Annotated in this window: 24 protein-coding genes; 18 read left to right on the forward strand and 6 right to left on the reverse strand. The window is 61.3% G+C overall.

Annotated features, from left to right (window positions below; genetic code table 11):
• Positions 1–70: 70 nt before the first annotated feature.
• The 8 genes from F8A10_RS21995 to F8A10_RS04175 are packed head-to-tail and all read left to right on the forward strand — an operon-like array spanning position 71 to position 3,028.
• Entirely contained in the window at positions 71–241 is a 171-nt protein-coding gene (locus tag F8A10_RS21995) for a hypothetical protein (RefSeq protein WP_454557374.1), read from the forward strand.
• Positions 217–690 (forward strand): LysR substrate-binding domain-containing protein, encoded by a 474-nt coding sequence (locus tag F8A10_RS22000; RefSeq protein WP_454557375.1) that lies wholly within the window; start codon positions 217–219, stop codon positions 688–690. Before F8A10_RS21995 ends, F8A10_RS22000 begins: the two co-directional genes overlap by 25 nt.
• The gene (locus tag F8A10_RS22005; RefSeq protein WP_454557376.1) at positions 687–1,160 is read left to right on the forward strand and encodes a TrbG/VirB9 family P-type conjugative transfer protein; all 474 of its coding nucleotides are present in this window, start codon (positions 687–689) and stop codon (positions 1,158–1,160) included. Before F8A10_RS22000 ends, F8A10_RS22005 begins: the two co-directional genes overlap by 4 nt.
• Positions 1,108–1,473, forward strand: coding sequence for a TrbG/VirB9 family P-type conjugative transfer protein (locus F8A10_RS22010; protein WP_454557377.1), 366 nt, complete (start codon positions 1,108–1,110; stop codon positions 1,471–1,473). The genes F8A10_RS22005 and F8A10_RS22010 overlap by 53 nt, the downstream gene beginning before the upstream one ends.
• A gap of 2 nt (positions 1,474–1,475) precedes the next feature.
• Positions 1,476–2,156 (forward strand): hypothetical protein, encoded by a 681-nt coding sequence (locus tag F8A10_RS22015; protein WP_454557378.1) that lies wholly within the window; start codon positions 1,476–1,478, stop codon positions 2,154–2,156.
• A gap of 26 nt (positions 2,157–2,182) precedes the next feature.
• Positions 2,183–2,512: a TrbI/VirB10 family protein gene (locus F8A10_RS22020; protein ID WP_454557379.1), complete on the forward strand. Its 330-nt coding sequence runs from the start codon at positions 2,183–2,185 to the stop codon at positions 2,510–2,512.
• Positions 2,451–2,765, forward strand: coding sequence for a TrbI/VirB10 family protein (locus tag F8A10_RS22025; RefSeq protein WP_454557380.1), 315 nt, complete (start codon positions 2,451–2,453; stop codon positions 2,763–2,765). Before F8A10_RS22020 ends, F8A10_RS22025 begins: the two co-directional genes overlap by 62 nt.
• On the forward strand, positions 2,762–3,028 hold the full coding sequence (locus F8A10_RS04175) for a DUF2274 domain-containing protein (protein WP_454557381.1): 267 nt from the start codon (positions 2,762–2,764) through the stop codon (positions 3,026–3,028). Before F8A10_RS22025 ends, F8A10_RS04175 begins: the two co-directional genes overlap by 4 nt.
• Positions 3,029–3,724: 696 nt before the next feature.
• Here the strand turns inward: F8A10_RS04175 and F8A10_RS04180 are convergent.
• Complete coding sequence (locus tag F8A10_RS04180) at positions 3,725–4,549, reverse strand: LysR family transcriptional regulator (protein WP_152366776.1); 825 nt, start codon at positions 4,547–4,549, stop codon at positions 3,725–3,727.
• Between the two features lie 127 nt (positions 4,550–4,676).
• Here F8A10_RS04180 and F8A10_RS04185 point away from each other — a divergent pair, with 127 nt between their 5' ends.
• Positions 4,677–5,687 (forward strand): SDR family oxidoreductase, encoded by a 1,011-nt coding sequence (locus F8A10_RS04185; RefSeq protein WP_152366777.1) that lies wholly within the window; start codon positions 4,677–4,679, stop codon positions 5,685–5,687.
• A 174-nt stretch (positions 5,688–5,861) separates the two neighbouring features.
• Here the strand turns inward: F8A10_RS04185 and F8A10_RS04195 are convergent, their stop codons facing one another.
• Positions 5,862–6,797: a LysR family transcriptional regulator gene (locus F8A10_RS04195; protein WP_264675552.1), complete on the reverse strand. Its 936-nt coding sequence runs from the start codon at positions 6,795–6,797 to the stop codon at positions 5,862–5,864.
• Between the two features lie 184 nt (positions 6,798–6,981).
• On the opposite strand from F8A10_RS04195, the gene F8A10_RS04200 reads away from it, so the two are divergent.
• Positions 6,982–8,193, forward strand: coding sequence for an MFS transporter (locus F8A10_RS04200; RefSeq protein ID WP_152366779.1), 1,212 nt, complete (start codon positions 6,982–6,984; stop codon positions 8,191–8,193).
• 106 nt (positions 8,194–8,299) lie between these two features.
• On the opposite strand, the gene F8A10_RS04205 is transcribed toward F8A10_RS04200, so the two are convergent.
• Entirely contained in the window at positions 8,300–8,905 is a 606-nt protein-coding gene (locus tag F8A10_RS04205) for a TetR/AcrR family transcriptional regulator (RefSeq protein WP_152366780.1), read from the reverse strand.
• Positions 8,906–9,051: 146 nt separating this feature from the next.
• On the opposite strand from F8A10_RS04205, the gene F8A10_RS04210 reads away from it, so the two are divergent.
• Both F8A10_RS04210 and F8A10_RS04215 read left to right on the forward strand, forming a co-directional pair.
• The gene (locus tag F8A10_RS04210) at positions 9,052–9,405 is read left to right on the forward strand and encodes a DoxX family protein (RefSeq protein ID WP_152366781.1); all 354 of its coding nucleotides are present in this window, start codon (positions 9,052–9,054) and stop codon (positions 9,403–9,405) included.
• 23 nt (positions 9,406–9,428) lie between these two features.
• On the forward strand, positions 9,429–10,829 hold the full coding sequence (locus F8A10_RS04215; protein ID WP_193668154.1) for an MFS transporter: 1,401 nt from the start codon (positions 9,429–9,431) through the stop codon (positions 10,827–10,829).
• 14 nt (positions 10,830–10,843) lie between these two features.
• Here the strand turns inward: F8A10_RS04215 and F8A10_RS04220 are convergent, their stop codons facing one another.
• Together F8A10_RS04220 and F8A10_RS04225 are read right to left on the reverse strand one after the other, a co-directional pair.
• Positions 10,844–11,338: an RES family NAD+ phosphorylase gene (locus tag F8A10_RS04220; RefSeq protein WP_085503179.1), complete on the reverse strand. Its 495-nt coding sequence runs from the start codon at positions 11,336–11,338 to the stop codon at positions 10,844–10,846.
• 3 nt (positions 11,339–11,341) lie between these two features.
• Complete coding sequence (locus tag F8A10_RS04225; protein WP_010400526.1) at positions 11,342–11,692, reverse strand: MbcA/ParS/Xre antitoxin family protein; 351 nt, start codon at positions 11,690–11,692, stop codon at positions 11,342–11,344.
• A 264-nt stretch (positions 11,693–11,956) separates the two neighbouring features.
• On the opposite strand from F8A10_RS04225, the gene F8A10_RS04230 reads away from it, so the two are divergent.
• The 4 genes from F8A10_RS04230 to F8A10_RS04240 all read left to right on the forward strand — a co-directional run bounded on the left by F8A10_RS04230 (position 11,957) and on the right by F8A10_RS04240 (position 16,223).
• Complete coding sequence (locus tag F8A10_RS04230; RefSeq protein WP_010400527.1) at positions 11,957–14,155, forward strand: TonB-dependent siderophore receptor; 2,199 nt, start codon at positions 11,957–11,959, stop codon at positions 14,153–14,155.
• 25 nt (positions 14,156–14,180) lie between these two features.
• A complete protein-coding gene (locus F8A10_RS04235) occupies positions 14,181–15,353 on the forward strand; it encodes a YncE family protein (RefSeq protein WP_010400529.1) in 1,173 nt (390 codons plus the stop codon).
• 212 nt (positions 15,354–15,565) lie between these two features.
• Positions 15,566–15,712 carry a hypothetical protein gene (locus tag F8A10_RS21040; protein WP_010400531.1) on the forward strand — a complete coding sequence of 49 codons (147 nt, stop codon included), beginning with the start codon at positions 15,566–15,568 and terminating at the stop codon, positions 15,710–15,712.
• Between the two features lie 289 nt (positions 15,713–16,001).
• The gene (locus F8A10_RS04240) at positions 16,002–16,223 is read left to right on the forward strand and encodes a hypothetical protein (RefSeq protein WP_010400533.1); all 222 of its coding nucleotides are present in this window, start codon (positions 16,002–16,004) and stop codon (positions 16,221–16,223) included.
• A 111-nt stretch (positions 16,224–16,334) separates the two neighbouring features.
• Here F8A10_RS04240 and F8A10_RS04245 read toward each other — a convergent pair whose 3' ends face one another.
• Positions 16,335–18,545, reverse strand: a complete 2,211-nt coding sequence (locus F8A10_RS04245) for a Hint domain-containing protein (protein ID WP_152366782.1) — start codon at positions 18,543–18,545, stop codon at positions 16,335–16,337.
• A gap of 385 nt (positions 18,546–18,930) precedes the next feature.
• On the opposite strand from F8A10_RS04245, the gene F8A10_RS04250 reads away from it, so the two are divergent.
• Positions 18,931–19,131: a hypothetical protein gene (locus tag F8A10_RS04250; protein WP_010395341.1), complete on the forward strand. Its 201-nt coding sequence runs from the start codon at positions 18,931–18,933 to the stop codon at positions 19,129–19,131.
• Positions 19,132–19,253: 122 nt separating this feature from the next.
• Positions 19,254–20,510 carry an aspartate kinase gene (locus tag F8A10_RS04255; protein WP_010395338.1) on the forward strand — a complete coding sequence of 419 codons (1,257 nt, stop codon included), beginning with the start codon at positions 19,254–19,256 and terminating at the stop codon, positions 20,508–20,510.
• The last annotated feature ends 11 nt before the right edge of the window (positions 20,511–20,521 follow it).

Below are 20,521 nucleotides of genomic sequence, written 5' to 3' on the forward strand. Positions count from 1 at the left end.
CCGCCAACGGCTTCCACGGTCAGTTGCGCATCGCCTTGTCCGACGGCATACGCCGTCGCGGCTACCTGCCTTGCTGGCACTGTGTCGGCAGGAGGAACCGGAAGTCGAAATCCGCCCGACCGAAGTGCCGCTGGCGCAGCAGATCAAGGGCCTGCACGACAACCTGTACGACGTGGGCTTTGCCCGCGCCGATGACTCGGCGAGGGCATCGGTGCCTTGCCCGTCTGGAACGGTCTGCTGATGGTGGCCGTACCCGCACGGCATCCCTTGCTGGCCCACAAACGCATCCCGCTCGAAGAACAGCTGCGCTACCCGCTGGTGTTGTGCGATCAGCATACGTGCAAAGGCCATGCACGGCAGGTCGAGCGCGTGCTGCGCCGCGTGGACATGGAGCCGCTGGCGGCCGAGCGGGTCGCGTCCTGCGACCTGATGATGGCGCTGGTATCTGCCGGCTTCGCCTTGGGCCTGACCGCCGCCGCGCACATCGCGGCCGGCTGGGAACAGGGCGTCGTCGCGCGGCCGTTGGTCGGCCGCTCGCCGATGCTCACGACCTACCTGCTGCGCCTGGATGGCGAACCTTCGGAAACGCTGGCCCGCTTCATCGAGCGCGTACAGGCCATCGAGTCACCGGAAGACACAGGGCCAACACCGGACGACGAACCCGACTCCCTGGAAGACTCCGAACCATGAAGAAGGCCATTCCATTCTTGTTGGCTGCGATACTGACTGCCTGCGGCTGGAATGAAGCGCCAGAGAACGAGAACGTGCCGACCGTTGAAGAACTGGCGTCTGGTCCCGTGCGCCTGAAAGAGCTGCGCCAGCAATGCAAGACGGATCGCGCCACGCTGGGTGACGTGCTGTGCAACCGGGTGCAGCCGGGCGAGGAACTGGTGACGGTCGCCGCCGGCAATACCGTGCGCTGGATCGTCAGCGACACATTCAGCGGCGCCGGCGACGAGTTGCGCGTCAATGTGCAGGTCAAGCCCGTGCGTTCGGGCCTCAAGACGAATCTGATCATCACCACCAATCGCCGCACCTATCTGTTGGAGCTGACCTCGACCGAACGTGCCTGGATGGCATCCGTCTCCTGGGACTGCCCGCGCGTGGATGCTGGCATTGCAGTGCCAGGCGCAGGCGGCCAACGCCGCCGCGCCGGTTGATGCCAGCCTGTCGCTGGAGCGCTTCCGCTTCCGCTACGCGATCAGCGGCAGCAAGCCGTGGTGGAAACCGCTGCGTGCCTTCGATGATGGCCAGAAGGTCTATATCCAGTTCCCACCAGGTATTGCGCAGGGCAAGCTGCCGCCGCTGTTCGTCATCGGAGCACAAGATGACAGGCAACTGGTGAACTACCGTTTCCGCTCGCCGTACTACATCGTGGATCGGCTGTTCGGCGCGGCCGAACTGCGCCTGAGCGGGGGCAAGGGCGACGTGGTGCGGATCGAACGCACCGACGGCGTGGCGCGGAGGAATTGAGCATGAGCCAGGACGACACTCCCGACCTTGCCATCCCACAGGCGGACAAGGTGGCCCCGGAAACGGTGGTGCTGCGCGTCCAGCCGCGCCCGGTCACGCGCTTGAACCGGCGCGTGCTGGCGATCATCGCCGGCGACCTGTCGATCACCGTGCTGGGCGCGCTGATGTGGTCGCTGCAACCGCAGCGGCGCGGCGCAGGCGAATCCACCGAGCTCTACAACGTCGATCGCGTTTCGCGCTCCGAAGGACTGGCGCGGTTGCCGACCGACTATTCCCAACTGCCGCCCGCCTTGCCGTCCGAGGTGCCGGAACGGGGGCTGCCGCTGCCGGGCGATCCTGGCCCGGCCATCGTCAATGCGCAGCGGCAGCCGGCGGTGGCCTACGCGCCACCCCGCCACGATCCGGCCGAGGCCGAGCGACAGGCCCGGTTGAAGGAGGCCGGGGAAGCCGCCGCTTCATCCGTGTTTTTCCGCTCGGGCACGCAAGGCGCCGCGCCGGTAGCGCAGTCACAGGTCGCCGCTGCGCCGGGTTTCGCTGCCAATGCGGCCTTTGATCCGATGGCGGCCGGATCGGCCTCAACGGCCGCTCAGCCCGCCAATCCAACCGCCGTGCAGAACGGCAGGAACAGAAGGAGGCATTCCTGCAAGGCGCTTCTACGGGAACCCGTAATTCCGGCAACCTGACCCTGCCGGCTTCGCCCTATCAGGTCATGGCCGGCACGGTGGTCGCCGCTGCGCTGGTGACGGGCATCAATTCCGACCTGCCGGGCGACTTGATCTCCACGGTGACGGAGCCGGTCTATGACACGGCCACCGGCAAGTTCCTGCTGATCCCGCAGGGATCGCGCATCCTTGGGCGCTACAACAGCCAGGTCCGCTACGGGCAGAGTCGGGTTCAAGTTGTCTGGAACCGGATCATTCTGCCGGACACGTCTTCGCGCACACTCGACAATCTGGTCGGCGCCGATCCGGCCGGCTATGTCGGGCTGGAAGACGACGTGGACTACCGCTGGGGCCGCATCTTCGTCGGTGCGGCGTAAAGGCGGTGCTGGGCGTCGGTGCCGAACTGGCCGCGCCGGGGAACCGTCAGGACGGCGACGCATCATCATCGCCGGGCGCGACAGCGCGCAGGACAACATCAACCAGGCCGGCGAGGAGATGACCCGCCGCAGCATGAACATCCAGCCCACCTTGACCAGCCGGCCGGGCCTGCCGGTGCGGATCATAGTTGCGCGCGATTTGACGCTCCTCCCCTACCAGCCGCTCATGTTCAACCGAGGAACATCACGATGAGCACGACCAAGAAGTTGCGCTTGGGGCCGCTGCCGTCCAGCAGCAGCGTCAAGCTGACTTTTACATGCCCCGCCAGCCTGAAAGCCGACCCCGACTGCTATGCGCAGCTCCATGCCCAAACCTATGGCGAAGCTGCCGATGCAGCGACGCTGATCCCGCACATGCCGGTAGCCTTCATGGCGGTGGATTGGGGTTCAGGAAGGGTGGCACGGGCAAGCCAGCGCCACCAAAACCAGGCTGACGATGCACAGCAGCCACGCTGACCATCCCTCGAACGCGCAGCCGAGCGCAGCGCGCTCTTCGTTCTGGAGTGCCATGAACGATTGGGCTTTGATGACCGACAAGCTCGCCGTTCCTTGGCAATCGCCACTGCCACAGTGCGACCCGGCTTGCTTTCCCAAGGCTTTCATGTGGCTCCCAGCCCACAACGCCGCATCCGCTGCAAGCGGCACGAAACAGGGATAACCTATTGCCCTGTATACGGTTTCAAGCCTCGCGTGATCTGCACGAAGAGCTTGGCACCGGCCCTTTTTTGTGCCGCTGGCGGTTGGCGACCCTTTTGATCAATTGGCAGAGACCGCCGTGCCCTGGGGTTTTCAGAATCAGCGATCCTTTGCATTTTGCTGCAGAGGCTGGGCTGGTCCGCCTGAACACAGGAGGCAGGGCCGCTGGCATGTTCGGTCGGGCCTCCCCAGTACATTTCCGGTCTGAGGCAGCAAACGCATCAAATTGCCGACTGGATCGGGGGACTGACGTTTGCTCCAATGTTGGTATGTCCGGTTTTTTTTGAAAGAATTTTTGTGCCTCGGGCATGACCGGCGTGCAGGAGTGCAACTTCGTTCGACAGCCTGCGAGCGCACTATCGCGCTTGGCTTTCTCTTTCCAGAGAGCCGTCAACTTTGCCTTAAGCCGTGTCCGTGTATCAGGGTGGTAGGCTGCGCTGACGGTTGGGGATCATGCTACTCCGGTAACATCCGCCCTTTCAGCAGGTCGACAAAGGCCCGGATATGGGGCTGACGCAGCGCCTGGGGTCGGGTGACCAGGAAAACCTCCAGGCCCGGCAGGACCTGACCGGGAAAAGGCTCGACCAGATCTTTTGCCAGCACGCGGGGCAGGGCGCCTGCGCCATGGCCGCGCTGCACCGCGGCCAGTTGCGCGGCAAAGGATGAAACCCGGATGCGGATATTCCCGAACCCAGCCGTCCGCGCAACTTTCATATGGGGCAGTTGGTCCAGAGGCGGCAGTAAGCCGATCATCGGCAATGTTTCTGGCCGCAGGCCGGGGCGGGCAGCAATTTCAGGGGTGGAAAAGATGCGAAATTCAATATCAGCGAGCCGTTGATAAATCAGCGAGGGTTCGCCCAGATGCAGGGTGCGGATGGCGATGTCGGACGCGCCCTGCGCCAATTTCACCAGTTCGGCCGTGATCGACAGGTCCACAGTACAACCGGGATTCAGGGTGGTGAATTCAGCCGCGATATCGGTCAGAGGGCCGACAAAGCCCTCGCCCGCCGTGATCCTGATCCGGCCTGACAAACCACTCGCTTCTGGCGGCGGGACCAGTGCGGATTCAAAATCCTGTGCCGCCTGCACCAGTGCTGAGCCACGCGCCGTCAGCCGTGTGCCATCGGCCCCGCGTTCGACCAGCGCCGCACCGATCACGGTCTCAAGCTGGGTGATGCGGCGCGACAGCGTCGAGGCGGCCATGCCAAGTGTCTCGCCCGCGCGCAAAAAGCTGCCGCGCCGCGCCACCGCCAGCAAAAGGCGAAGATCGTCCCAGTTCATAGAATAACTCCGGCCCAGTTTTGCGGATACGCAAATCTGTTTTGCCACAGCGTGCGTTCTGCGCAAACCCCTCCGACGCTATTTAAGCCGGGAAGGGGTGCATTCCGCGCCTTGCAGGATCATCGACATGCAGACCGTATTCGTTACCGGTGCGACCGGGCTTCTGGGCAACAACCTCGTGCGGCTTTTGCTGGAACGTGGCGTGAGGGTGCGGGCCTTGGCCAGATCCCGCTCCAAGGCCGAGGCGCAGTTCGGCCAGCTTCCCGGACTTGAGATTATCGAAGGCGACATGCAGGATGTCGCGCATTTCGCCCCGTCGCTGGCAGGCTGTGATGTGGTGTTCCACACCGCAGCCTACTTCCGCGAAAGCTATGGTGGCGGAAAGCATTGGGCGATGCTGAAACGGATCAATGTCGATGCCACGGCAGAGTTGCTTACGGCTGCCCATGCGGCGGGTGTGCGGCGCTTCATCCATACCAGCTCGATTGCGGTGGTGAACGGGCCGCGTGGCGCGTTGATCGACGAAACGATGGCCCGCGATCCGCGCGATGCCGACGATTATTATCGCAGCAAGATGCAATCGGACCGCGTGGTGCAGGATTTTCTGCGCCACCATCCCGAGATGTTTGCGACTTTTGTGATGCCGGGCTGGATGCACGGTCCCGGCGATCTGGGGCCGACTGCGGCAGGCCAGTTCACGCTGGACTACTTGCGGCGCGCGCTGCCTGGCATTCCTCCGGGCACATTTTCCTTTGTCGATGCCCGGGATGTGGCATTTGCTTTGGTCGCGGCGGCGGAAAAGGGGCGGCGGGGCGAGCATTATCTGGCCGCTGGGCGCCATATCGCCATGCACGATCTTGTGCAGATTTACGAGCATGTTACCGGCACACCTGCTCCAAAGCGTCAGATCCCGGTCGCGGTGCTGTGGCCGATCGCGACAATGCAAGAGATCATCGCCCGCATTACCGGCCGTCCGGCGCTGCTGAGTCTTGCGACTGTACGCACCATGCGCGCCGAGGCCGAGCGCACGCGTTTCAATCCGGAGAAATCGCGCGATGAGCTGGGGCTGACTTTCCGCCCCATAGCCGAAACCATCCGCGACGAGGTCGACTGGTTCAAGGCGCATGGCATGATCTGAATGCAAAAGCCGGATGATGCCCGGGCTCGCAGCAGTCTTTACGATGACATCATAAGCAGAATCGCCGGGGAGTCTGAGCAAGGCCGTCTGCCTTGGGTCCAGCCTTTCTGGATGGAGGCGAAGGTTTCCTCCTGTCATATCCCGGAATGCGGCACCTCCGGCAGCATTCAGGGATCAACGTGCTGTTTCCCGGCCAACCGCGCCGATATCAGCCTGATCCGGCTGACTGTCCGCCGAGATGGGGCGCGGTTTGAACAGGTTTGCTGCCATGAAATCCACAAACACGCTGATTTTAGGCGCCAGCTGCCTGCTGGACGGCCAGAGGATGCGATATGTGCTGGAGTGGCGGACCGCGTGTTCCATCACGCTTACCAGCGATCCGTCATCAAGCTGTTCTTGCACTGCAAAATCCGGCAGGCAGGCGATGCCATGACCGTCCTTGGCCAACTGTATCAGCGGCTCAATCGCGCTGGAGGTTACGGCGGTCGTCATTTGGAACGTGATCTTGTTTCCATGCCCGTCATGCAGCCAGTCCTCGAGTCCGCTGGTCGGATAGCGATGTCGCAGACAGCGATGTGTAACGAGATCGCTCAATGTCTTTGGCGTGCCGTGTGCGCTGAAGTAGCTGGCTGAGCCCACCAGTTTAAAGCCAAAGCTGCCAAGGACACGCATCATCAGACGCGAATCCGTTGTATCGCCCGTGCGAACAACTGCGTCATATCCTTCATCAATCACATCAACCAACCTGTCAGAAAAGTCGAGGTCCAGCTCGATATCGGGCCAGGTGCGCATGAATGCTGAAAGGGTTGGCATCATCAGCATGCCGACCAGCGGCAGGCTGACCTTTAGCTTGCCGCGGGGCGCGTCACGGGTCTGCGACAACTCTATTTCCGCTGTTTCGATCTCGCTGAAGATGCGTCGGCACCGTTCCAGAAACAACGTCCCCTCGGCCGTCAAGGTGATCGTGCGCGTCGAACGATGGAACAAGCGGACACCTAACCGCCCCTCCAGCCTCGCCACCGCCTTGCCGACCGCAGATGACGACACGCCGAGCTGCGCCCCGGCCTTTGTAAAGCTGCGGGTTTCAGCTGCCCGAACGAATGCGTTCATAGAACCAAGGCTGTCCATTGCATTACCAATTATGGATGTAAATGTCCGATATGTTATGCATTTAAGCTATATTATCGTTCTTTGCGAATGAAATTACCTTGGAGGTCAGCACCAAGCCGACGAACAGCCTTCGCGCCTGACGGGCCGATATTTGCTCGTCGTTTTTCATCAGACAGGCAGACCCATGACCGAGACGACAGAACCCAGATCATATTTCGACGAAGCCGGCCGCGCTGCCTTTGTGCAGAGAGGTTTGCCTGTTGGATCGCTGCTTGCACTGGCGGTTGCCGGCTTCATTACGATTCTGACCGAGGCGCTTCCGGCAGGCCTGCTTCCCCAGATCAGTGGCAGCCTTCTGGTTTCGGAAAGTCTCACCGGGCAGCTTGTGACTATCTATGCGCTGGGCTCGCTGTTGACCGTCATCCCGTTGATCGCGCTGACCCAAGCTGTGCGGCGCAAGCCCCTTTTGTTGATCGCTCTCGCCGGATTCGCCATTGCCAATACCGTGACGGCTTTATCGACAAGCTATGTTCTGACCATGATGGCGCGGTTTGTCGCGGGTGTATCCGCCGGACTGCTTTGGGCTCTGCTGGCCGGTTATGCGGCGCGCATGGTGCCGGACCAATTGAAGGGCCGCGCTATCGCGGTCGCCATGATCGGAACGCCGCTTGCATTGTCGCTTGGCATCCCAGCCGGGACATTTCTTGGCACGCTGATCGGTTGGCGGTCATGCTTTGGCCTGATGACAGCGATGACGCTTGCTCTGATCATGTGGATGCTGATCAAACTGCCGGATTTTCCCGGACAGGCGGATGGCAGACGTCATTCACTCGGCGAAGTCTTTCGAATGCCGGGCATCCGATCCGTGCTTCTTGCAACGCTTGGGTATATGCTTGCTCATAACATCCTTTACACCTACATCGCGCCGTTCGTTTCGGCCGCCCGCATGGTCGGGCAAACGACGCTGATCCTGCTGGTTTTCGGTCTAACCTCGCTTGTCAGCATATGGATCGCAGGTGCACTGGTAGATCGTCACCTGCGCAGCCTGACGCTTGCAAGCATCGCATTGTTTGCAGTTTCCGCTTTGGTGCTGGGCATCGGGACCGACAGCACATCAGCGGTCTATGCTGCGATCTGCCTGTGGGGACTGGCCTATGGAGGGGCGGCAACGCTTTTCGCGACGTCCATGACCCGGGTTGCTGGCGAGGCCACCGATGTTGCGCAATCCATGATCGTGACGGTGTGGAATATCGCGATCGCCGGCGGCGGCATTCTGGGCGGGATACTGCTCAACAACCTCGGAGCGGTCGCCTTTCCATGGAGTGTGCTGGCGCTGCTGGTTGTCACGCTTGCTGTCGTCTGGGCCGCGCGGGCACATGGGTTTCGGTCATCATGACATGCCTGCCGAATGGATATGGCCGCAGAGCCTGCCATCGAGCTGTTTGACTTTCGGTGCCGCTTGCGGCCGCGGATGGTGCCTGGGCGGGGGTATCCCAGCCCGGTCACTCCTTGGCCGGCGGCGCGAGGAAGCGGCGCACCATAAGCGTCAGCATGTCGCGGCTGGCGGCAAAGTCTAACCCATCGACCATCAGCGGCAGCATGGGTGCGGCATCCACTACCGCGATCAGCATTGCTGCCACCTGTTCAGGGTCCAGCGCAGGATCGACCTCGCCCTTGGCCTGACCTGCCTTCAGAGTCTGTGACAGGATTGCCCGCACATGGCGGGTATTTTCCTGCAGGATCGCCCGGATGCGCGGGTTACGCCCCGCCTCGGCCAGAAGCTCAAAGAGGATGCGGCAGTGCTCGACATCGCTCCAGCCCTGCATGGTCCAGATCTCGGACAATAGCAGGGCCGAGGTGTCTGCGTCCTCGGGCTGGTCCGCGAAATAGCCATGCAGGCGGCGCAGATAATCCTCGGCCATTGCCTCGACGATCACCTCTTTCGAGCTGAAGTAATGATAAAGATGGCCGGGGCTGATCCCTGCCTCTTTGCAGATCGTTGCCGTCGAGGCCCCCCGCAAGCCTTCGCGAAGAAAGCAACGATGAGCGGCCTCTAGCAGCTCCAGCCGCTTTTCCTCGTGCTTTTCAGGGTCGACCTTACGTGCCATGGCATATTCCTAGAGTGATTGCACTATTTATGTGTTGACGTGGCGCTTCCTTTAAATAGACTGATCGCACTAGAAATAACAGGGGGTCGTGGCGGCCGCGCAGATCGCGGGCGGCGTTCCCGCCATGTCCTGATTGCGAGGAATGAATGAACACGACAAGACACCGGGCCGCTGCCGGCCTCGGGTTGCTTCTGGCTGCCTTTTTCCTGTTCGGTGCCTGGGGGAATCTGTTCCTTTCGGCCGAGAATGAGGCGGCATATGCCCGCTGGGGCTATCCCGGCTGGTTTCATTACCTGACAGCGGCGCTAGAACTGTCGGCTGCGCTGCTGATCCTTTATTCGCCAAGCCGGGTTTACGGTGCGGCTCTGGGCGCATGCGTGATGGCGGCGGCGGCGCTGACCACGCTTGGCCACGGTGAATACGCCCACGGTGTCGCACCCCTTGTCGTGCTGGCTGTGGCGCTGATCCTGCTGGCCCTTTCCTGGCCGCAAAAGACCTGATCCGAAAACCGAGGCTTTCCACGATGACACAATCTGTTTCCAGCTTCGCTGCGGCGGAGCCCGAGGGCGCATGGGCTGATCTTTTCCGCGGCCGCAACCTTGCCGTTGTTACGGTCATGGCGGGCGGGGTGCTGCTTTACGCGATGAACCTTTACTTTACGGCGGCTCTGCTGCCGTCGATCGTCGCCGGAATTGGCGGGCAGGAGTTTTACGCCTGGGTGACGACCGGTTTCGTTATCGCGGCGATCTTTGGTTCGTTGATGGTCAGTCGCATGCTGGCGCGTCGCGGGCCGGGGGCGGCTTATACGCTGGCGCTGATCCTGTTCGCCGCCGGGGCGCTGCTTGCCGCATCCGCGCCGGGGATGCAGGCGCTGCTGGCCGCGCGTCTTGTTCAGGGACTGGGCGGTGGCGTGCTGGCAGGGCTGGGCTATGCGGTGATCCGCATCGCCTTGCCCGAGGCGCTATGGGCGCGGGCGACGGGGCTTATTTCAGCCATGTGGGGGCTCGGCACGCTATTTGGTCCCTCGCTTGGCGGGCTGTTTGCCGAGCTTGGGTTGTGGCGCTGGGCTTTTGGCCTGCTGGCGCTGGCGGCCTGCCTGATGATCCTGCCTGCGCGGCGCGGTTTCCGGGCCATCGCGCCTGTGGCGCTGCGCGAGGCTTTGCCGGTTGCATCGCTGATTACGCTGATGGCGGCGGTGGTGGCGATTTCGGTCAGTGCGGTGCTGCCGGTCGGTTGGCCGACGGTGGTGTCGCTGGCCGTGGGTGGGCTTTTGCTGATCGGCTTTGCCAGGGTCGAGAGGCGGGCGACGCAGACCATTCTGCCGCGTCTGACATGGCAGCGGGGCAATCGGTTGAAGTGGATCTATCTGACCGTCGCTGCGCTGAGCACCGGGGTGATGCTTGAGAATTTCATTCCCCTGTTTGCCCAGCAGCTTGCGGGGCTTGGGCCCCTGCTTGCCGGGTTGTTGGGTGCGGTGCTGTCGCTTGCCTGGGTACTGGCGCAGCTTTATTCGGTGACGCTTGCCTCTGCCGCCGCACGGGCGCGGGCAATCCGGCTGGGGCCGGTGTTGCTGGTCCTTGGTCTTTTCGCTTATGGCCTGATGCAGCAACAGGGTGCTGCGCCGTGGCTGACCTTGTTGCAAGCACTGTCTCTGGCACTTGCCGGGGTGGGGATCGGCCTGTGCTGGCCCTTGCTTGGTGTGGCCGCAATGAGCAGCGCCACAGATCCGGCCGAGGGCGGCAAGGCTGCCGCCGCGATCACCACGACGCAGCTGATTGCCTTTTCCATCGTTTCGGCTTTCGCCGGGCTGTTGATGGCGGCGGGGCAGGGCAGTCCACAAGGCGCTGCGACATGGGTCAGCCTTGGCATTGCTCTGTTGTGCCTGCCCGGCATCTGGTTCGGGATGCGCGCGGCAAAGAAATAGGGGCAGGGTGCCGCCTAACCTAGCCGGTTTTCGTCATCGACCAGCGTCAGCACGGCGGGCGGGGCGGCGCCCCATTTCCACAGCACCATGTTCAGGTCCGCATCCGTTGCCCCTTTGGCAAAGCTGCGGACCAGCATGCCGTCATGACCGTCACGGATCAGCTGTTCGGCCAGTTTCTGGGTCGGGGCCTTGCCATCCTCTCTCATCCTGATGCGCCAGTCGTCGGCGGCCAGGTCGGCAGGTCCGATTCCGTATTCGTCCAGAGCGGCCGGGTCGGTTGCATCGAATATTCGCGCGACATCGGCCTTATAAGCCACCAGCGTCGTGGGCTGGAGGTTGCCGATCTGATTAGCCTCGCGGATCGCGGTCATGATTGACAGCGCGGTGTAAAGAGCAGGGGCGCCCTTTGGGTTGAACCGCCCGCCAAAGCGCCGGGCTCCCTCGCCCGAAAGTGGCTCGCGCGCCCAGACGGGGTTGAGGGCGCGATAAAGAAGACCGCGGTAATGCATAATCTAGGCGTAAAGGCCCGCTTCCACCGCGTCGATATAATCCATCACCTCTGCCGCATGACCGTCGCGCACCAGCTGCATCGCGGTCAGGCCGCCAAAGCCGGTCAACGGCTCAGAACGATACCAGGCATATGCGATCAGCGGAGAGCCAAAGCGTGGCGCGACCCGGTTCAGGATCTCGACCATCTCGCGCAGGCGCTTTTGGGTCTTTGGACTGGCCACGCGATCGGGTCGCATGACGGCATCGCGGCCAAGGCCGACCGTGCGGGCCACTTCGTCCTTGGTGGTGCGTAGTGCTTCGGCGATCCGGGCCGGAGCGAACTGGCCACCTTCGGCATAAACTTCGATACGCATCCACGCCTCCATATAGATAGGCACAATATGGCGTCAATTTGCGTGGCTTTCAAGTGTGTGATCGTGCTATGACCAGATCCCGGCTCACGACCCCCGCGCGTTCAGCCAAAGTTTGCTGCAAATGTGACTGTTGCGCAATTGCAGCAACCGCGCGTGGCCTGCGGTCATATGACGCTTGAGCTTGATCATCGGCCCCGCAATAGGGATAGCGGGCACAAGCACGCCATATGCAAGCCAAAAACCGAAAGAATCGGATTGCTTGCCATGACGCGTATTCTTCTGATCCCTTCCGCTGCTTCTGTGCGGCTTACAACGGCGCTGGGTGCCGGTATTCTGACGATGCTTGCCTGTCCTGCCCTGGCGCAAGAGGCCGAGGATGGAGCAGAAAGCACCGTCGTTCTGGACGAGGTGACGATCACCGCCGCCCCCGGCACCGAGACCGAGGGTTCGGGCAGCTGGACAACGGCATGGATGCGTTCGGCGACAGGGCTGGTGCTTAGCCAAAAGGAAACGCCGCAATCCACCAGCGCTGTCACCCATGCACAGATGCAGGACCGCAATATCACCACGATTGCCCAGACGATGGAGGCCGCCACGGGCATTACCGTGCAGGCTTATGAAAGCGACCGGATCAACTATTACGCGCGGGGCTTTTACATCGACGCCTATCAGTATGACGGTGTCCCCACGCCGCGAAACGGTGCCTGGACCTTTGGCGACAATAATCCCGACATGGCGCTGTATGATCATGTCGAGATCGTACGAGGCGCTACCGGGCTGATGCAGGGCGCGGGCGAGCCCGGGGCCTCGGTCAACTTTATCCGCAAGCGCCCGACCAGTGAGTTCCAGAACCAGACGGCGGTTTCGCTGGCCTATCCCAAGGGGGGCAGGGTCGAAGCCGATGTCTCGGGGCCGCTGAATACCGCGGGCACGGTGCGGGGCCGGTTTGTTGCGGTCGCCGACAGCCGCGATGGATCGCTGGATGCATATCACAAGGACAAATACGTCCTTTATGGCGCGATCGAGGCCGATCTGGGCGACAATACCGTGTTGAACGCCGGGATCAGCTATCAAAAAACCAGGGCCGACAACGTAACCTGGGGTGGGCTGCCGCCCTATTATGCCGACGGCGGCCTGATCGACTGGAATAAAGGCGCGACGCTGGGCGCGGACTGGACCTATGTCGATACCGAGCGGACCGAGGCTTTTGCCTCGCTTGAGCATGTCTTTGACAATGGCTGGACCGCGCGGCTGGTTGCCACCCATATCCGCAGCGAGGCGGATATGGAGCTGGCTTGGATCTCGGGTAGTCCTGACAGGGAAACCGGACTTGGCATGACCCCCTCGGCGGTGAAATATAACGGGACGACCAAGGTGTCGTCGCTGAATGGGATGCTGAACGGTGACTTTCAGGCTTTTGGCCGTGATCACCAATTCGTCCTTGGGGCCACTGTCTCTGACTTTAAAAGCGACTATTCCGGCTATGCGGCTGACAGATCGTCGCTGACCCCGGTCGGTAATATATTTGACTGGGACGGCAGTTACCCGCGACCGCGCTTTTCGGACGCGGCAACCACGATCTGGCACGATAAGCAGCGTCAGTACGGGCTTTATGCAACCACCAGGCTGCAGGCGAGCGATGCGCTGTCCATCATTGCCGGCGCGCGGGCGAACTGGTGGAAAGGCAGCGAGGCCACGACCGGCGAGCTGACCTATGAATACAGCTATAACGGTGAGATCACGCCCTATCTGGGCTTTACCTATGATCTGAACCCGACCTACACCGCCTATGGCAGCGTCACGAGCATTTACAAGCCGCAGATCGTTCTGGACAAAAATGGCGATTACCTCGACCCGACCTACGGCTGGAACTATGAACTGGGGGTCAAGGCCGATCTGATGGGCGGGGCCATGTATGCCTCGGCCGCGATCTTTCAGACCAATCAGAAGGATGTGGCGAATTGGGTAGGTAATGATGAGACCGACCTGCACGCCATCTATGAAAGCATCGACGGCACCAGGACGCGCGGTTTTGAGGTCGAACTGGCCGGGGCGATCAGCGATCGCTGGAATATCTCGGGCGGCTACACCTTCCGCACCTCCGAGGACAAGGATGGCAAACGTTTCGCGGCTGACCAGCCCAAACACACCCTCAAGATTGCGACTGATTACCGGCTGGCTGGCATTCTTGACGAAAAACTGACCCTTGGCGGTGCGATGCGCTGGCAAAGCGGTACCGACAGCATGAATTTCGCGAGCGACAGCCAGCAAACGAACGTCCATCAGGGCTCTTACGCTGTCTTTGATCTGAATGCGCGTTATGAGCTGACCGACAAGACAGAGCTGTCGCTGAGCGTGAATAACGTCTTTGACAAGGAATATTACGCGACCACCGGCTTTTACGGCAGGGTCGTCTATGGCGAGGCCCGTAGCGCCGAGCTGACGCTGCGTGCCAAATTCTGACCCCCCATCTGCGAGGAATAGTTACATGAGTATCGTTTATCCGTGGTCGAAAACCACGCTATCTGTGGGCACTTTGGCGCTGTGTCTTGCAATGGGTGCGCTGCCGCTTGCCGCTCAACAGTCGAACGGCGAGCCTGCGGCGCTGACCGCCGCCCAGATCGCACCGGCGCTGATCCGCACCGATGCGGTCCTTGGCGCCTATGAGGTGGCGCACTGGGCCGAGGAGGGGATGCTTTTTGTCGCCTCGTCGCCTTCGTTTGACGGTGATGTGCCGGGCTATGTCCATGTGTTCGACGCCTCTGATCTGCGTCCGATCCGCCGTGTCCAGTTGCCGCGCCGGGCTTTTGCGCTGGCACTGGATCGCAGCACTGGACAGCTTTACGCAGGCAATACGCTGGACGGTTCGCTGACCGTGATCGACGCGAAGGGCGGGACGATCCTGGACACCATCCAGCTGGGCCAGCCCGAGGACAAGGGTTTCGAACACGTCCGCATGATCGTGCTGGACGAACAGCGCGGTCTCGCCTTTGTGACCGGGCCGGGACAGAAGGGCGTGACCTGGATCGTCGATACCAAGGCCCGCAAGATGCTGCACCGGATCGACACCGGCCTGTGGACCGCCGGGGCGGCCTACGATGCGGGGGCAGGGCGGCTTTATGTCAGCGGCGGCGGTATCGAAGAAATCTCGGTGATCGACGTTGCCAGCGGCCAGCGCGTCGGCGGGCTGTCAACCGGCGACACATCCGAAGAAGGGGGCGATGCCTCGCGCCATTTCTTTGTTAATCTGGCGATTGATGCAGAAGGTCAGCGCCTCTTTGCGAGTGATGCGCAGGACGGTGCCATCTACGTTTCCGACATCGCCAGCGGCAAGGTGATCAGGCAGATCCCGGTCGGCCTCGGCACGCTTGACGTTGCCTATAACCCGGCGCGGCAAGAGATCTATGCGACATGGCGTGGCGTTGATCGGGACAACAAGTCGGGCACCGGTGGGCTGTTGGTCATTGATGCGCAAAGCTATGCCATCAAGCAGCGCGTACCCCTGCCGGCCCATCCCAATAGCCTTGAGGTCAGCGAGGACGGCAGGACGCTGTTCATGACTGTCAAAGTCTCGAATGATAAAAGTGACGCCGCCTATCGGGAGGGTGCTCTCGACTCGGTTCTGCGCATCAATCTGGAGCGTCTGGCTGATCAAGGCTGACCGGCGAGCCGTCACCATGTCCATATCGCTATTTGCGCCCCGGCCTTTGGTGGTCGGGGTGCATTCCCCGGGTTAGCCCTTTTGCCCGGCTGACGAATTTTCTTCCATCGTTCAGAAAAATGCGGCCTCTGGCAGACTGGTTGGGAACGAACCGCTCACCCCGATGTTATCCGGATAAAGGCTGCGGTCGGGGGACCCATGGGAAAACTGCGATGACGATTCTGGACTGTCACCTCGTGCGCCTTCTCGGCCTTATACATGCGGCCGAGAATGAACGTCTGCTGTCTGTTCCTGTTGTTCTTAAGGACTCGATCCTGCGCGCGCAGATCATGACTGCTGCGGACAAGTTAAAGACCTGAGAAACAGCGGAACCTGTATCCAGACGGGCCTTTTGCGGCTCGAATAACAAAACCGGTCCGGTCAGGCGCGCGCACTGACTGTGTAAGCCGCGCTGCTGGCCCGGCCAGATGCCGCGCCATCGCCAACCCCATCAGCCTGTCGTTCGCCAGATGCGGCCTGCCGCACCTTCGATCAGGGAATTTGCTCGATAAGCGGGCGATTGCGCATTTGGCGGCCAGACGAGATCTTTCACATTTTCGGGATCTTCTGCGCCTCAATAGGGTTGTCATCAACAGCTTGCGGAGATTGATGATGCTTGGCCCCCGGTATCTTGGCCCTTACCCTGATCGCGTTCTGGACTGCCAAGAAGCGGTTGAACCTGCGTTCATGGCGCTTTTGAACAGTGCCGAGGGGGCGGGCTGGGTGCGTGAGGAGGTTATAGCCGCACTGGCAGAGCTCGCCATCAATCACGTGATGGCGTTCAGCGCGAATGAGGTGACCGACGCCCAGATCGCCGATCTGCAGCGCTGACCGCGCTGGTTGCTGTGCCGCTGGATAGCTGCCGCTGCGGTGTTGTCCCGATGTGTCGTCCAAAGGGCCACGGTTTTGCCCGCGGCCCCTTGATGCTTTTTTTGGCCGTGTTCAACCGACCATGGCGCGGTGATGCTGCAGATGGCGGTTTGCGAGCTTTCTCGCGCGTCGTCCAGAGGTGAGCGGTCGTGCGGGCGTGGGCTCGGACCCTTCTTCGCGCAGTTGCGGGAAAAGGGTAAAGATCTCTTCCAGCGCCGCCTTGCCGACCGATTGCAGCGCCTGCGGGCCGGTATAAAGCGACTCGGTCAGGGCCCCGTTCGAGGTCACGACCTCGTGCCGGTCAAAGAGCATGTGGAAATACCCGACCTCGGTGATATCCGAGGCGATGTCGATGCCTTCGATCTGCACAAGCTGCCTGGCGGCGACGAGCACCTCCTCGGTGCCGAACATCTTCTGCGCGATCTTCGAGCGCACCAGCACCCGGTGCTGTGGCGACACGACGAGGTCCGAGGACGGCGTTCCCTTTCCCAGCGCCCCGGCCCGGATGCGGATGGGGCGCAGTTTCGGATTTGCTGCAAGCGTGCGGGCGTCGAGCCTGACCGAGCCGATCCAGCGGATCGGCTGCAACCCGTTGTCTGCGGTGTGGACGAGGTCTCCGGGCCGCAGATCGTCGATGCGCTGCTGGCCCTGACCGGTTTCGATCAGCGTGCCGTTTGCGAAACAGACGATGCTGGTGTTGTCATAGGTCAGGTCCTCGGGCGCGACGGGGCTGCCGTCATTCTCGATCCGCAGGTTCAGGAATGGCAGGCCGTTCTGGCCATCCAGCATGTTCAGCGTGCCGTCATCGGCCTGATCGGCCCGCATCCATTGCAGCGGGTTTTTATAATTCGTGCCGTGGGCGGCGTTATAGGCGTCGAGGTTGGTCTGATTGTAGTATTCTCTCAGATCGACAAGGTCGTTGTTGGATTGGTCGCCGTCATGGATGTCCTGACCGGTGCCGGTGTTGAAATCGGTGATCAGGATGGTTTCGCGAACGCCGCCATGGTGAACGTCAAATCGATCGAACCCTTCACCACCAGTCAGAGTGCTGCCGCCGCTCATGCCATAAAGAAAGTCATTCCCTTCACCTCCGTCCAGAAGGTGATGTCCATGGTATGCGATAAGGGTATCGTTTCCCGCGCCTCCATAGAGGGTGTCTTCTCTCAGATCTTCAGGATCAGTAACGGTAACTTGTGAAAGTAAAAAGTCGTCGCCATCTCCGCCGTCCAGCAGGTTGTTTCCCCCGCCGCTGACAAGCGTATCGTTTCCCGCTCCGCCATAAAGCGTATCGTCGCCTTCATTCCCCAGCAGCGAATCATTACCGTTGCCGCCATGAATTTCGTCGTTACCGTTGCCACCACGAATTGTGTCGTTGCCCGCCTCGCCATTGATGAAGTCGTTGCCATCACCGCCATCAATGAGGTCGTCGTCATCTGCGCCATCAAGGTAGTCGTCGCCGTCTCCGCCTTGAATGGTGTCGTTGCCGTTTCCGCCAAAAATGGTGTCGTTGCCCGCCCCGCCGAAAATGGAGTCGTTGCCATCATCGCCATAAATGAGGTCGTCGTCGTCTCCGCCATCAAGGTAGTCGTCGCCGTCACCGCCATGAATGGTATCGTTGCCCGCCCCGCTAAAAATGGAGTCGTTGCCGCCAAGGCCTATGATGACGTCATCGCCCGGACCAACCCTTTCACCTTCGGGGTCGCCGGTATAGTTTTCGTCGATCAGGTCATCCCCATCGGTGCCTTCGACAACGCCGGGCATGGCTCTTGTGAGATCGCCTGGGGCCTCGGCCATGTCGTCGGTGCTGGCACCGGGCGCAAGCCGGGTCGCCTCTTCGATCGACATGCCGGTCGAGGTATAGCCGATGATTTCCCAGTTGCCCGGAGTGAGCTCGGCCCAGATCGCATTGATATGAAATCCGGCTTCGTTCAGCGCGGCCTGACCATTGTCTGCGCTCCAGTCCGGAGCTGATCTGTAGCCAAGCAGAAGCCTGACGTTTTCATAGATGACCCCGGCCTGTATGATGGTAGCGGTCTGCACCTCATCCAGGCTGATTTCCTGACCGTCGGATCCTTCATATGTCAGGTCGGGGTTTGAGCCGGGCAGCGCGCTGCCCCCGTTGGCGAATATATCCAATGTCTGGCCGGGTGACCGAAAGACGATCTGCGTGGTGTCCAGCGCGGGATCGTAGGTTTCGGCCAGAGTGAAACTGGCGTCGGGCTGGCCGGTCGTCGGACCTCCGGCAATGTTTTGCACAGAGGTAAGCGTAACAGAGATCGGCATAATGAACTAAGCTCCTGATCGAGTGCGGCTGATGTCCCGGACAGGGACAGGCAGGGTCGCACGACTGACAGAATTATAAGCGCCAGCAACAATTCGGGTGCGGCGCGGTGGGGTCGGGGTTTTCGCGTGATATTTGCGAAGTGAGGGGGGGCTAATTGATGCGCCGGAAATACACAACACACCTTGTGGTTGTTGACGCTGCGTCGGCTTTTTGATCTGCCCGGTCTGATCTGCGTATTCACAGGGTTTTCCCGGGTCCCGTCGGCTTTTCCGCAGGTGTGGCCTTGTGGTATCACTATGGCGTGAACCTGTGGCTGCGATCCGGCTGTTTTCCAGATGTCACATTCCTCTGCTGAAAGACCCTCGATGAGTAAGCGAGGTCTTCATGAACGCCTGGTGGATCGCATCCGTCTGCATCAACCGCACACTTGGGGGGCAAAGATCAGAGCCGCTTTGCTCTCGTGTCTATCGCCAGCCGCCGTCGCTGTGGCGCAGCTTTTTCATGGCGCTGATGGACCGCATGTTCCGTGAAACCGCCCATTGCGAGAATATCCATCTGCGCTGGCGCGACCGTTACGGGGCCTGAGCGGCGGGGCGGTTGGCAAAATAATGCAGCCGAAACGGCTGGAACTGCCCGCCGCCCCTTGTTCTTTTCCTGTGCGGCCCATAGAACGCGCCCCGGAAAACTGGTGATGCTGGGGGCAAGAAATGCCGCTTCTGGTGATGAAATTCGGCGGCACTTCGGTGGCCGACCTGGACCGCATCAAGAATGCCGCGCTGAAAGTTCAGCGCGAGGTCGAACGCGGCTATGACGTCATCGTCATCGTCAGTGCCATGTCGGGCAAGACCAACGAACTGGTCGGCTGGGTCGAGGCGACCTCGCCGCTGTTTGACGCGCGCGAGTATGATGCTGTCGTTGCTTCGGGTGAGAATGTCACGGCCGGGCTGATGGCGCTGACGCTGCAGGAAATGGGTGTGCCCGCGCGCAGCTGGCAGGGCTGGCAGGTGCCGATCCATACCACGTCCCAGCATTCGGCGGCGCGGCTTGTCGATATTCCGCGCGACAACATCGACCAGAAATTTGCCGAAGGCATGCGGGTTGCCGTGGTTGCGGGTTTCCAGGGCATCACCGTGGACAACCGCATCACCACGCTTGGCCGGGGCGGCTCGGACACCACCGCCGTTGCCTTTGCCGCCGCCTTTGGGGCCGAACGTTGCGATATCTATACCGATGTGGACGGGGTCTATACCACCGACCCGCGCATCACCTCCAAGGCGCGCAAGCTTGACAAGATCGCCTTTGAAGAAATGCTGGAGCTGGCCAGTCTGGGGGCCAAGGTGCTTCAGACGCGCTCGGTCGAACTGGCGCTGCGCTACAAGGTCCGCCTGCGGGTGCTGAGTTCGTTCGAAGATACCGACGAAAACAGCGGCACTCTGGTCTGCGATGAGGATGAAATCATGGAATCGAAAGTCGTTAACGGCGTCGCATATTCCCGCGAAGAGGCCAAGATCACCCTGGTCACCGTCGAGGATCGTCCCGGCATTTCGGCCGCGATCTTTGCGCCGCTGGCCGACGCTGGCGTCAACGTGGATATGATCGTCCAGAACATTTCGGAACGGAACTACGAGGACCATCCGGGTGCCGTCACCGACATGACCTTCTCGTGCCCGGTCAACCAGGTCGCCCGCGCCCGCAAGGCAATGGAAGAGGCCAAGGCCGCCGGTCACATCGCCTATGACGAACTGGTCGTCGATACCGAGGTCGCCAAGGTTTCGGTCGTTGGTATCGGTATGCGCAGCCATGCCGGTGTTGCGGCGCGCATGTTCAAGGCGCTGGCCGATGAAAACATCAACATCAAGGTGATTTCTACCAGCGAAATCAAGATTTCGGTGCTGATCGACCGCAAATATATGGAACTGGCGGTTCAGGCACTGCATGATGCCTTTGAACTGGAACAGTCCTGAACCAGACTGAC

Origin of the sequence: Paracoccus kondratievae (assembly GCF_009301415.1) — a bacterium.
Lineage (GTDB): Bacteria > Pseudomonadota > Alphaproteobacteria > Rhodobacterales > Rhodobacteraceae > Paracoccus > Paracoccus kondratievae.